13 protein-coding genes are annotated in these 12,219 nt (G+C 64.0%); all 13 read left to right on the forward strand.

Annotated elements, in window-relative coordinates; translation table 11 throughout:
- Positions 1-22: 22 nt before the first annotated feature.
- The 13 genes from AB6724_RS03135 to AB6724_RS03195 all read left to right on the forward strand — a co-directional run bounded on the left by AB6724_RS03135 (position 23) and on the right by AB6724_RS03195 (position 12,197).
- A complete protein-coding gene (locus AB6724_RS03135) occupies positions 23-1,390 on the forward strand; it encodes a PelD GGDEF domain-containing protein (protein ID WP_369337053.1) in 1,368 nt (455 codons plus the stop codon).
- Positions 1,383-2,402, forward strand: a complete 1,020-nt coding sequence (locus AB6724_RS03140) for a hypothetical protein (RefSeq protein WP_369337054.1) — start codon at positions 1,383-1,385, stop codon at positions 2,400-2,402. Before AB6724_RS03135 ends, AB6724_RS03140 begins: the two co-directional genes overlap by 8 nt.
- Positions 2,399-3,946, forward strand: a complete 1,548-nt coding sequence (pelF, locus tag AB6724_RS03145) for a GT4 family glycosyltransferase PelF (protein WP_369337055.1) — start codon at positions 2,399-2,401, stop codon at positions 3,944-3,946. Before AB6724_RS03140 ends, pelF begins: the two co-directional genes overlap by 4 nt.
- A complete protein-coding gene (gene pelG / locus AB6724_RS03150) occupies positions 3,946-5,319 on the forward strand; it encodes an exopolysaccharide Pel transporter PelG (RefSeq protein WP_369337056.1) in 1,374 nt (457 codons plus the stop codon). Before pelF ends, pelG begins: the two co-directional genes overlap by 1 nt.
- 216 nt (positions 5,320-5,535) lie before the next feature.
- On the forward strand, positions 5,536-6,348 hold the full coding sequence (locus AB6724_RS03155; protein WP_369337057.1) for an amino acid ABC transporter substrate-binding protein: 813 nt from the start codon (positions 5,536-5,538) through the stop codon (positions 6,346-6,348).
- Positions 6,349-6,502: 154 nt separating this feature from the next.
- Positions 6,503-7,156: an amino acid ABC transporter permease gene (locus tag AB6724_RS03160; RefSeq protein ID WP_369337058.1), complete on the forward strand. Its 654-nt coding sequence runs from the start codon at positions 6,503-6,505 to the stop codon at positions 7,154-7,156.
- Positions 7,137-7,934, forward strand: a complete 798-nt coding sequence (locus AB6724_RS03165) for an amino acid ABC transporter ATP-binding protein (RefSeq protein ID WP_439329821.1) — start codon at positions 7,137-7,139, stop codon at positions 7,932-7,934. The genes AB6724_RS03160 and AB6724_RS03165 overlap by 20 nt, the downstream gene beginning before the upstream one ends.
- Before the next feature lie 225 nt (positions 7,935-8,159).
- Positions 8,160-8,984 (forward strand): ABC transporter ATP-binding protein, encoded by an 825-nt coding sequence (locus tag AB6724_RS03170; RefSeq protein ID WP_369337059.1) that lies wholly within the window; start codon positions 8,160-8,162, stop codon positions 8,982-8,984.
- The gene (mlaE, locus tag AB6724_RS03175) at positions 8,981-9,763 is read left to right on the forward strand and encodes a lipid asymmetry maintenance ABC transporter permease subunit MlaE (protein ID WP_369337060.1); all 783 of its coding nucleotides are present in this window, start codon (positions 8,981-8,983) and stop codon (positions 9,761-9,763) included. The genes AB6724_RS03170 and mlaE overlap by 4 nt, the downstream gene beginning before the upstream one ends.
- A gap of 27 nt (positions 9,764-9,790) precedes the next feature.
- Positions 9,791-10,285, forward strand: a complete 495-nt coding sequence (gene mlaD, locus AB6724_RS03180) for an outer membrane lipid asymmetry maintenance protein MlaD (RefSeq protein ID WP_369337061.1) — start codon at positions 9,791-9,793, stop codon at positions 10,283-10,285.
- Positions 10,282-11,106 carry an MlaA family lipoprotein gene (locus AB6724_RS03185; protein ID WP_369337062.1) on the forward strand — a complete coding sequence of 275 codons (825 nt, stop codon included), beginning with the start codon at positions 10,282-10,284 and terminating at the stop codon, positions 11,104-11,106. Before mlaD ends, AB6724_RS03185 begins: the two co-directional genes overlap by 4 nt.
- 70 nt (positions 11,107-11,176) lie before the next feature.
- Positions 11,177-11,815, forward strand: coding sequence for an MlaC/ttg2D family ABC transporter substrate-binding protein (locus tag AB6724_RS03190; protein WP_369337063.1), 639 nt, complete (start codon positions 11,177-11,179; stop codon positions 11,813-11,815).
- A 25-nt stretch (positions 11,816-11,840) separates the two neighbouring features.
- Positions 11,841-12,197: an STAS domain-containing protein gene (locus AB6724_RS03195; protein ID WP_369337064.1), complete on the forward strand. Its 357-nt coding sequence runs from the start codon at positions 11,841-11,843 to the stop codon at positions 12,195-12,197.
- The last annotated feature ends 22 nt before the right edge of the window (positions 12,198-12,219 follow it).

A 12,219-nucleotide genomic window follows, 5' to 3' on the forward strand; every position in this document is an offset into this window, starting at 1 on the left:
GCACTGAACAGGATTTCCAGCCATGCAAGATCACGCCACGACCCCCACAGCCATGCCGGACTCCGTGCGCCGTACAGGCATCGCCGCGGAATTCAGAAGCTCGCCCCTGGGACTGCTTGTGCAAACCAGCGAGCGCCCCGGGGTAGTGGTGGCCGAGACCTTGCTGCTGCCCCTGCTGGCATTGCTGATAGGCCATGTTTTCAGCCGCAGCGATCCGCTGTGGGTGTATGCCGAGTTTCCCTGGTCCTGGCTGGCGCCCATGATCGTGGCCCTGCGCTACGGGCCTGTCGCGGGCCTGTCGGCGGCCGGCGTGCTGCTGCTGGGCTGGCTGGGATTCAACCGCGAGGACCTGAGCGGCTTTCCCCAGCAGTACTTTCTGGGCGGCTTGATGGTCGTGATGATCGTGGGCGAGATTTCCAGTCTGTGGCGGGCCCGCATCCGGCGGGCGCGCACCGCGCAGTACTACATGGACCAGCGCACCGAACAGCTCATACGCCAGCACTATCTGCTGCGCCTGTCGCATGACCAGCTGGAGCAGGAATTGATCGGTCGCCCGGTGTCGATGCGCGATGCGATCAGCGTGCTCAGCGGGCTCAGCGGCGCGCCCGGCGATGCGCAAAGCCTGCTCAATATGCTGGCGCAGTTCTGCCAGATCAGCGTGGCCAGCCTGGTAGCGGTGCGCGACGACCTGCTCGAGCCCCAGCCGATTGCGCAGCTGGGCGGTGCCCACGAGATCAGGCCCCAGGATCCGTTGCTGCGCCAGGCGCTGGAAGCCCGTGTGCTGACCCATGTCTCCCAGGGCCTGAGGGATGCGCAGCAGAGCCGCTACCTGGTGGTGGCGCCGATGCTGGATCTGGGTGGCGAGATCTATGGCCTGCTGCTGGTGGAGGAAATGCCGTTCTTCGCGCTGCAGGAGGAAACGCTGCAGACCATCAATCTGCTGCTGGGCTATTACACGGACAGCGTGGCGGCCAATCGCCTGGCCCAGCCGCTGCTGCAGGCCTATCCCCAGTGCCCGCGGCCGTTCGCGTCCGAGCTGCAGCGCATGGAGCATGTGAACCGCAGCGCCCGCCTGAGCAGCGTGGTCGTGGTGCTCGAGCTTTCGCCGCAGGCGGTGCAGAAGCGGATGGCTCAGCAACTGATGCGTCTGGAGCGCATGCTGGACCGCTCCTGGCTGATCGAAGGCCGGAGCAGGCAGTGGCTGGCCATCCTCATGCCGCTCGGGACCAGCGCCACGGCCGAGGGGTATCTGAACCGCATCGAGGACTGGCTGGGCCAGCGCGGCATGGATTCTCTGGGGGCGGCCGGCATTTTTCCGCACACCGTCTTGTTGGATCGCTGCTCGGCCCTGAGCGTGCTGGAGCAGCTCGACAGGATGACCCATGATTAATGTCAAGCTGGCACTGTCCGCTCTGCTGGCGGAGATCGCCTCCTGGAGCAGTCTGTGGCTGCTGCACAATCACTCGGATGCGGCGCTGCTCAGCTACCTGGCCGCGCATGCGCTGGCCAGCGTGCTGCTGGCGCTGTGCCTGTCCCCGTTCCTGATGGCCGCGGCCAGTTCCCGGCAGCAGCGCCTGCCGCTGACTGCGCTGATGGCCCTGCTTTCCTATGCCGTGCCGGTGGTCGGCTTTGTCGGCTCGGTGATTGCCACGGTTGTGCTGCACCGGCGGCGCGGTTCCGCGGCCCGCAAGAAATTCTCTTCGCTGCCGCTGCCGGAGTTCGATCCACACCAGCAGGCGAGCGGCGGGCGGCGGCAGGTGGGCCTGCAGTCCTTTCTGGCCAATCAGGCGGTCCCCGTGCCTTTGCGCATGCGCTCCCTGGCGGCCCTGGGTCATGTGCCCGGGCGTATTGCCTCGCCCATGCTGCGCATGGCGCTGAGCGACTCCAGCGATGATTTGCGATTGCTGGCCTACAGCATGCTGGATGCCCAGGAGCGCCAGCTCAGCCAGTCCATTCACCAGGAGCTGCAGGCGCTGGAACGCGCGCGGGCGCTCGAGGGGAATGAAGCCGGCCCCCGCGGTCTGCAGGCCGCCTGGGCGCTTTCCGATCTCTACTGGGAGCTGATTTACCAGGGCTCGGCCCAGGGCGATGTGCGCGACCACGCCATCAAGCAGTCGCTGCACTACTGCAACCAGGTGCTGACCCAGCGCCCGGATTCCGCGCTGCTGCTGCTGCGCAAAGGGCGCTTGCTGCATCTGCTGGCCGACGGCGACGGCGCTCAGTCTTGCTATCGGCAGGCGCTGGATCTGGGCCTGCCGGCGGCGCGCGTCATTCCCTATCAGGCCGAACTGCTGTTCGAGCAGCGTGAGTTCGCCAAGGTGCAGGAGCTGATGCGCAGGCTCGAGGACCAGCAGGTCCTGCCCCGCCTGCGTCCCTGCATCCAGTACTGGAGTGCCCCATGAGTTCTCTTCCCAAGGCCGCGCGGGCCGATATCGCCTTGCTGCTCGAGGGCACTTTCCCCTATGTCAGCGGCGGTGTGTCGAGCTGGGTCAACCAGATCCTCAAAGCCTACCCGCAGCATACTTTTGCCATCGTCTTCATCGGCAGCCGGCGCGAGGACTACGGCGATTTCCGCTACGAGCTGCCGCCCAATGTGGTGCATTTCGAAGAGCATTTCCTCTATGGCCACAAGGCGGGCAGATCGCGGCCCGCGCCGCGCCGGGGCCAGCCCGAAGCCATGTCCAAGCTGCGGCAATTGCTGCAGGCGCTCGAGCGGCAGGATGGCAGTCCCGCCGGCAGGGCGGAGGTGCTGGCCACCATGCGCGCCGTCGCCATGGAGCTGCTGCCGGGCGGGCAGTTGCCGCAGGAGGATTTTCTGCACAGCGAATATGTGTGGGAGCTGATACAGGACAGCTACCGGCGCCACTGCACCGACCCGTCCTTCGTCGATTTCTTCTGGACGGTGCGCATCATGCTGCAGCCGCTGTGGCTGCTGGCACGCATCGCCCGGGAGCTGATCCCGGTGCGTGTGCTGCACACGGTCTCCACGGGCTATGCGGGCTTTCTGGGCGGCATGCTGCACCATCTGCGCGGACTGCCGCTGGTGCTGTCCGAACACGGCATCTATACCAAGGAGCGGCAGATCGATCTGCTCCAGAGCCGGTGGATACGCGACAACCGCAACGTCTTCCAGCGCGATCCCATGGAGGTCTCCTTTTTCCGGCAGATGTGGATCCAGTTCTTCGAGCTGATGGGGCGTTTTTGCTACGAGGCCGCCGATCCCATCATCGCGCTGTTCGAGGCCAACCGCCTGCGTCAGGTGACCGACGGCGCTCTGCCGGCGCGCACCGGCAATATCCCCAACGGCATCAGCGTGGAGCGCTTCGCGCCGCTGCGCGCCCTGCGTCCGGCCGTGACGCCGCCCGTGCTGTGCCTCATAGGCCGCGTGGTACCGATCAAGGACATCAAGACCTTCATCCGTGCCATGCGCCGCGTGGTCAACCATCTGCCCGAAGCCCAGGCCTTGATTGCCGGCCCCACGGCCGAGGACCCGGTCTATGTCCAGGAGTGCCGCAACCTCGTGGACAGCCTGGGTCTGCAGGCCCAGGTGCACTTTCTGGGCATGCAGAAGATCGACGAGCTGCTGCCGCGCGTCGGCCTGGTGGTGCTCTCGTCCATCAGCGAGGCCCTGCCACTGGTGGTGCTGGAGGCGCAGGCCGCAGGCGTGCCCGTGGTCAGCACCGACGTAGGGTCCTGCCGCCAGCTCATCGAGGGGCTGGAGCCCGAGGACCGGGCGCTGGGCACCTGCGGCCGCGTCGTCGGCATCGCCGACCCTGCGGCCCTGGCCGATGCGGCCCTGGAACTGCTGAAATCGCCCGAGGCCTGGCAGGCCGCGAGCGCCGCGGGGATTGCACGCGTGGAGCGCTATTACTCCGATCACCTGCTGTTCGACCGCTACCGCCAGGTCTATGACCGGGCCCTGCAACATTCCGAGGAACATCACTGATGGCCGGCATTGGCTTTGAACTGCGCCACCTGCTGCGCAAAAACACGCTGACCAGCATGCTCCAGGCCTATGCCTATGCGGGCGTGATCGGCTCGGGTCCCTGGGTGTTCTCCATCATCGGCATTTTGCTGGTCGGGGTGTTCAGCCTCAGCGTCGTGGCTCCGCCGCTGCTGGTGACCCAGTTCCAGACCTCGGTGACCTATCTGGTGGCCTGCAGCCTGATACTGACCGGCGCGGCGCAGCTGATGTTCACGCGCTTTATTTCGGATCGGCTGTTTCTCAAGCAGGATGAAACCGTATTGCCCAATCTGCACGGGCTGCTGCTGCTGATCGTGGCCGCCGCCAGCTTCATGGGTACGCTGGCCCTGTTTCTGGTGCTGCCGGGCCAGAGCCTGTTGTACCGGATGCTGATGCTGGCCGGCTTCACGCTGATGTGCGTGGTCTGGATGCTGACCGTTCTGCTGTCCGGCCTCAAGCATTACAAGGCCATCACCGCGCTGTTCGGGGTCAGCTATGCGCTCATCGTCCTGCTGTCGCTGCCTCTGCGCCGCTGGGGGCTGGAAGGACTGTTGAGCAGCTTTGTGTTCGGCAATATCGTGCTGGTAGCAGGCATGTGGGGCATCGTGCTGCGCGCCTTCCCGATCAGAAGGCGCTGGATCGCCTTCGATTTCATGCAGCGCTCGCTGATCTTTCCGGTGCTGATCGCCGTCGGCCTGCTCTACAACCTGGGCATCTGGGTCGACAAGTTCATGTTCTGGTACTTCCCGCCGACCTCGCAGCAGATCATCGGCGGACTCAGGGCTTCGCTGATCTACGACCTGCCGGTCTTCCTGTCCTATCTGTCCATCATTCCGGGCATGGCGGTGTTCCTGGTGCGCATAGAGACCGATTTCGTCGAGTACTACGACAAGTTCTTCGATGCGGTGCGCGGCGGCGGCTCCCTGAACTACATACAGTCCATGCGCAACGAGATGGCGTATGCGATACAGGCCGGCCTGGGCGAGATCGCCAAGGTGCAGACCCTGGCGGTTCTCGTGACCTTTGTCACCGGTCCGGCCGTGCTGCAGCTGCTGGGCATATCGCAGCTATACCTGCCGCTGCTGCATGTGCAGGTGGTCGGCGCCGGCCTGCAGGTGGGCGTGATGGCCGTGCTCAATGTGTTCTTCTATCTCGACGAGCGGCGCATCGTGCTCCTGCTCTGTGCGCTGATGGTGGTGCTGAACATCGTCTTTACCGGTGTTTCCCTGGCGCTGGGGGCGGCCTTCTACGGCTATGGCTTCTGTCTGGCGATGCTGGCAACCCTGTGTACGGGGCTGTTCTTGCTGACGCGCGAGCTGGATCGGCTGGAATACAAGACCTTCATGCTGCAGTAGCCACGCCAGGCCCGGCCGGAATGGCTTGCTTCAGCACGGCCCATGCTCCGAACAAGTTCATGGTTTTGCATACAGCTTGGTGACGCCAGTGGCTGTCTGCGCGACAATAGAGGATTCGGCACTGGCAGCCGCCCCGTTCCATGGGGTCTACGTCTGCCGGGCAAGACGGGTTTCCCGTCCCGGCCGCCCGCTTTTTCCACTTCAAATTCTGACGCCATGAAAAAACGTACCCTGCTGGCCACGGTGGCCCTGACTGCAATTTTGGCTGCCTGCGGCAAGAACGAGCCCGCATCCAGCACGGCTGCAGCGTCTGCACCGGCTCCCGCCCCGGCAGCCGCCACCAAGCTGGTGGTGGGTCTGGACGACAACTTCCCGCCCATGGGTTTCCGTGACGAGAAGAACGAACTGATCGGCTTCGACATCGACATGGCCCGCGAGGCCGCCAAGCGCGCCAATATCGAAGTGGAATTCAAGCCCATCGACTGGAATGCCAAGGAAGCCGAGCTGCTGGGCAAGCGCGTGGACGCTCTGTGGAACGGCCTGACCATTCTGGAAGAGCGTAAGGAAAAGATTCTGTTCTCCGATCCCTATATGGTGAACAAGCAGATCATCATCGTGAAGGCCGGCTCTCCCATCAAGGGCAAGGCCGACATGGTGGGCAAGGTCGTGGGCGCCCAGGAAGGCTCCAGCGCCGTGACCGCCCTGACCAAGGACAAGGAACTGTCCTCGAAGTTCAAGGAAACCAAGCTCTATGGTGACAACATCGCGGCCCTGATGGATCTGGAGGCCGGCCGCCTGGATGTGGTGGTGGTGGACGAAGTCGTGGGCCGCTACTACGTCAACAAGAAGCCCGAGAACTATGTGGTGCTGGCCGATGACTTCGGCACCGAGGACTATGGCGTGGGCTTCCGCAAGGACGATGAAGCCACGCGCAACAAGATCAACGATGTGCTGACCGCCATGAAGAAGGACGGCAAGGCTGCCGAGATCGCTCAGAAGTGGTTCGGCGCCGACGTGATCAAGCACTGAGCTTTTTGAGCTGGTGCAGCACCGGCAATGCCATGCATTGCCGGTTTTTTTTGCTTTGCAACGAAAATGCGTGCGGGCAGCCACTTTGTTTCTGCCGCGCGCCCGTGCCTGTGGCGGGCTTTGAAAGCCGAGGCGCCACACCGAAGGCCATCCGATGGAATATGTAATCTCGCTCTTGGGGCCCATGATGGGCGGGGCCCTGGTCACCCTCAAGCTGTTCGTCATCACGCTGGCGCTCTCCATTCCCCTGGGACTGGCGCTGGCGCTTATGCGCATCTCGCGCATCAAGCCGCTGAGTTCGGCCGTGGGTGCCTATATCTGGCTGATGCGCGGCACGCCGCTGATGCTGCAGCTGCTGTTTGTCTACTACGCCTTGCCGTTCGTGCCGGTGATCGGCGTGCGCCTGCCGGACTTCCCGGCCGCCGTGGTGGCCTTCGCGCTCAATTACGCGGCCTATTTCGCCGAGATCTTCCGCGCCGGCATCAAGTCCATAGACCGCGGCCAGTACGAGGGCGCCAAGGTGCTGGGCATGAGCTATGCCCAGACCATGCGCCGCATCGTCCTGCCCCAGATGTGGGCCCGGATTCTGCCGCCGGTGAGCAACGAGACCATCACCCTGGTCAAGGACACTTCGCTGATCTACGTGCTGGCTCTGAACGATCTGCTGCGCGTGGCGCGCGGCGTGGTTCAGCGTGACTTCACCTTCACCCCGTTCATCGTGGCCGGTGGCTTCTATCTGCTGATGACGCTGCTGCTGACCTGGGTCTTCCAATCTCTCGAAAAACGCCATGCCAAATACGAAGCCTGATTCCGTGCCGACTTCCGCCGAGGTCATGATTTCCGCACAAGGCATTCACAAGAGCTTCGGCCATGTTTCGGTGCTGCGCGGCGTCTCGCTCGAGCTCGCGCGCGGCGAGGTGGTGGCCATCATCGGTCCCTCGGGTTCGGGCAAGAGCACGTTTCTGCGCTGCCTCAATCACCTCGAAACCATTGACCGCGGCAACATCACCATCGAGGGCGAGGTGCTGGCCAGCTCCGAAGGCGAGGCCAAGGCCCAGTATGTGGGCGATGCGGAAATCCGCAAGATCGGCCGCAAGATGGGCATGGTGTTCCAGTCCTTCAATCTGTTTCCGCATCTGACGGTGCTGGAAAACATCATTGAGGCCCCGGTCATCGTCAAGGGGCTGAAGCGCGAAGCCATCATCCCCAAGGCCGAGGCCCTGCTGGCCAAGGTCGGCCTGGCCGCCAAGCGTGATGCCTATCCCAACCATCTCTCGGGCGGGCAGAAGCAGCGCGTGGCCATTGCGCGGGCCCTGGCCATGGAGCCCGACATCCTGCTGTTCGACGAGCCGACCTCGGCGCTGGACCCCGAACTCACCGGCGAGGTGCTGCGCACCATGCGGGAGCTGGCCGAGGAACATATGACCATGCTGGTCGTGACCCATGAAATGGGCTTTGCGCGTGAAGTGGCCAACCGGGTGGTCTTCATGGACGGCGGCCATATCGTGGAGCAGGGGCCTGCCGAGTCGTTTTTTGCGGCGCCGCAACAGGAACGGACCAAGGCATTCTTGCAGAATATGTTGTAGCCAAGCGCTGCATTCTGTCTGGTGCGACGCCCTCGAAATCCCGTCAAAGCCCGCCATCGGAGCGGGCTTTGCGCTCCTGAATCGAGATTGCGGGAATTGCGTACAATGTTACATTTTGAAGAAACATTCATGAATGTATGTTTCTTTTCGGGCTAGCCCCGGCAATTCGGCCGACGACTCGGCACAATACGCGCTCGATCCTCAATCCGTCTCGTCCTCAATCGCATGTCTTCCAACGCTTCCTTTGTGGAGTTGCGCAACGTCACCTTCGGCTATGGTGACCGTGTCATCTTGCATGACCTCTCGCTGCAGGTGCCGCGCGGCAAGGTCACGGCGCTCATGGGAGCCTCGGGTGGTGGCAAGACCACGGTGCTGCGCCTGATCGGCGGCCAGAACCGCGCCCAGAAGGGCGAGGTGCTGTTCGACGGCCAGGACGTCACCCATCTGGATGCGCAGCAGCTGTATGCGGCCCGTCGGCGCATGGGCATGCTGTTCCAGTTCGGCGCCCTGTTCACCGACATGAATGTGTTCGACAACGTGGCTTTTCCGCTGCGCGAGCACACCGATCTTCCCGAAGAGCTGATCCGCGACATCGTGCTCATGAAGCTGCATGCCGTGGGCCTGCGCGGTGCGCGCCAGCTCATGCCGGCCGAGGTCTCGGGAGGCATGGCACGGCGCGTGGCCCTGGCGCGCGCGGTGGCGCTGGATCCCGAACTCATCATGTATGACGAGCCGTTCGCGGGCCTGGACCCGATTTCCCTGGGAACGGCGGCCCAGCTGATCCGCCAGCTCAACGACGCCATGGGCCTGACTTCCATCCTGGTCTCGCACGATGTGGAAGAGACTTTCCATGTGGCCGACCATGTGGTGATTCTGGGCGGCGGCACGGTCGCGGCCCAGGGCTCGCCCGCGGAAGTGCGCGCCAGCAGCGATCCGCTGGTGCAGCAATTCATCAATGCCCGTCCCACGGGGCCCGTGCCTTTCCACTATCCCGGCCCCAGCGCCGCAGAGGATTTTGGCGTCGCGGCCGAAAGCCGGAGGCGCGCATGAATCCCTTGCATCCCGCATATATAGGCGCTGTCGTGCGCAAGCAGCTCATGGGCATGGGCCTGGGCGCGCGCCTGCTGTGGCAGTTGCTCAAGCTGATGGGGCCGGCGCTCAGGCGCCCGCGCCTGATCGGCGACCAGATCCATTTTCTCGGCAATTACTCGCTGGCCATCATCGGCGTCTCGGGCCTGTTCGTGGGCTTTGTGCTGGGCCTGCAGGGCTATTACATCCTGCAGCGCTACGGCTCGGCCGAGTCGCTGGGCATGATGGTGGCACTGAGCCTGCTGCGCGAGCTCGGGCCCGTGGTCACGGCCTTGCTGTTCGCGGGGCGCGCGGGTACGGCGCTGACCGCCGAAATCGGCCTGATGAAGGCCGGCGAGCAGCTGTCCGCCATGGAAATGATGGCCGTCGATCCCGTCAAGCGGATTCTGGCGCCGCGTTTCTGGGCCGGCCTGATCACCATGCCGCTGCTGGCCGCGGTGTTCAGCGCCGTGGGCGTGCTGGGCGGCTGGCTGGTCGGCGTGGTGATGATCGGCGTCGACAGCGGCGCCTTCTGGGGGCAGATGCAGCAGGGCGTGGACTGGTGGAGTGACCTGGGCAATGGCGTGATCAAGAGCTTTGTGTTCGGCCTGGCCGTCACCTTCGTGGCCCTGCTCGAAGGCTACACGGCCAAGCCCACGCCCGAAGGGGTTTCCCGCGCGACGACGCGCACGGTGGTGGTGGCGTCGCTCACGGTGCTGGGCCTGGACTTTTTGCTCACCGCAACCATGTTCAGCATTTGAGGCTGCACAGCAGACAAGAGGTAAAAAATGCAGCAAAACAAAAGTGATGTGTGGGTCGGCATGTTTGTGCTGATCGGTGTGCTGGCCCTGGTGTTCCTGGCCTTGCAGTCGGCAAATCTGCTGAGCCTGAGCTTCCAGAAGACCTATACGGTGACGGCACGTTTCGACAATATCGGCGGTCTGAAGCCCAAGGCCGCGGTCAAGAGCGCGGGCGTGGTCGTGGGGCGCGTGGAATCCATCAATTTCAACGACCAGACCTTTCAGGCCGATGTGGTGCTGAACATGGAAACCCGCTATGCCTTCCCCAAAGACAGCTCGCTCAAGATTCTGACCAGCGGCCTGCTGGGCGACCAGTACATAGGCATCGAAGCCGGCGCCAGCGAGCAAAATCTCAAGGCCGGCGATCGCGTGACCGCGACACAATCGGCCGTAGTGTTGGAAAATCTGATTGGCCAGTTCCTGTACGGCAAGGCCGAGCAGGGCGGCAGCGGTGCAGCTCCTGATGCTGGAGGCAAAGAATGATCATGACAACACGCCCATACACACAACAGCCGGCAGCGCAGGCCGGCGCCAAGACGCGGCTGCTGCGCGGCGGCGCGCTGCTTGCCGGCGTTGCGGCAGCGGCCCTGCTTTCGGGCTGCGCCACGACGGCAGGCGGCTCTGCCGGCGCCGCCAATCCGGCCGACCCCTACGAGTCCTTCAACCGCAGCATCTATTCCTTCAATGAGGGCGTGGACAAGGCGGTCTTCAAGCCCGTGGCCACGGCCTACCAGACCGTGACGCCGCGCGTGGCCCGTGAAGGCGTGACCAACTTCTTCGACAACCTGGGCGATGCCTGGTCGTTCGTGAACAATCTGCTGCAAGGCCAGGGCGAAGGCGCTTACAACTCCATGGTGCGCTTCACGGTCAACTCGGTGTTCGGCATCGGCGGCCTGTTCGACGTGGCCAGCGAGGCCGGCATCGAGCGCCGCAAGCAGGACTTCGGCCAGACCCTGGGCCGCTGGGGTGTGCCTACCGGCCCTTACCTGGTTGTGCCCTTCTGGGGGCCGTCCACGGTGCGTGACACGGCAGGCCTAGTGGTGGATGCCTATGGCTATCCCGTGACCAAGGTCGATGATGTTTCCGTGCGCAACAGCCTGTATGCGTTGCGCTTCGTCAACATCCGGGCCAATTATCTGAAGGCCAGCGAAACCCTGGATGAGGTGGCCCTGGACAAATACAGCCTGACCCGCGATGTGTATTTGCGCTCACGCATCGGCGGCGCCGTGTCTGGCGGAGATGGTCGTCTGGAAAACTATGATGACGACGACGCAGGCAAGCTGCCGCCCGAGAGCGGCAAATAAAGTAGCTGGTTACAAAGAATATGCACGGCCCGGCCGGAGTCAATGACACTGGCGGGCCATGGAGAAATCAATGAATATCAATCGTCGTATGTGGGGCATGGCCGTCGGTGCGGTGCTGGCCCTGAATCTGGGTCTGCCCGCGGCGCAGGCCGCCGAAGAGGCACCCGATGCCCTGGTCAAGCGCGTCTCGACGGACGTGCTGGAAACCATCAAGAAGGACGCCTCGCTGCGCGGCGGCGACACCACCAAGATCAATGCCCTGGTCAATGAGAAAGTCATGCCCTATGTGGACTTCCGCCGCATGACCTCGGCGGCCGTGGGTCCGGCCTGGCGCCAGGCCACGCCCGATCAGCGCCAGCGTCTGCAGGACGAGTTCAAGGGCCTGCTGGTGCGCACCTATGCGGGCGCGCTGGCCCAGGTGGTGGACCAGACTATTACCGTCAAGCCCCTGCGCATGGCCGCGGGTGACACCGATGTGCTGGTGCGCACCCAGGTCAACGGCCGCGGCGACCCGGTGCAGCTGGATTTCCGCCTTGAAAAGCAGTCCGATGGCGGCTGGAAGCTCTACAACTTCAACGTGCTGGGCGTGTGGCTGGTCGAGACCTACCGCAACCAGTTCGCGCAGGAAATCAATGCCAACGGTATCGACGGCCTGATCAAGACCCTGGCTTCGCGCAGCTCCATGCCGGCCGCGGCAGCCAACAAGTAGTACTCACTCCTTACGGCTTCAAGTCATGGCTCCATCCCAGTCCAATCCTCTGCAGCTGCCCAGGGAGTTGACCTACCGGCAGGCGCGCGAGTGCCTGCTGCGTCTGCGCCCCCTGGTTGCAGGCCACAGCGCCCAGCAGGTGCCGGTGGATGCCAGCGCGGTCAAGGTGTTCGACTCCTCGGCCCTGGCCGTGCTGCTGGCCTGCCGCCGTGCGGCGCAGGAGGCTGGCAAACAGCTGGTCGTCAGCGGCCTGCCCAAGGGGCTGCAGTCCATGGCCGCCCTGTATGGGGTGGATGGCCTGCTGCTGCCCGCGGCAGCGTCCGAGGCGGGTGCATCGGCGCGTCAGGACGAGGCCGGCGGGAACCGTTCCCGGGACGCCTAAGCCCCGCTGCGGCGCAAGCTAT

The sequence above is a fragment of the Comamonas guangdongensis genome (genome assembly GCF_041079535.1).
Classification (GTDB): domain Bacteria; phylum Pseudomonadota; class Gammaproteobacteria; order Burkholderiales; family Burkholderiaceae_C; genus Comamonas; species Comamonas guangdongensis.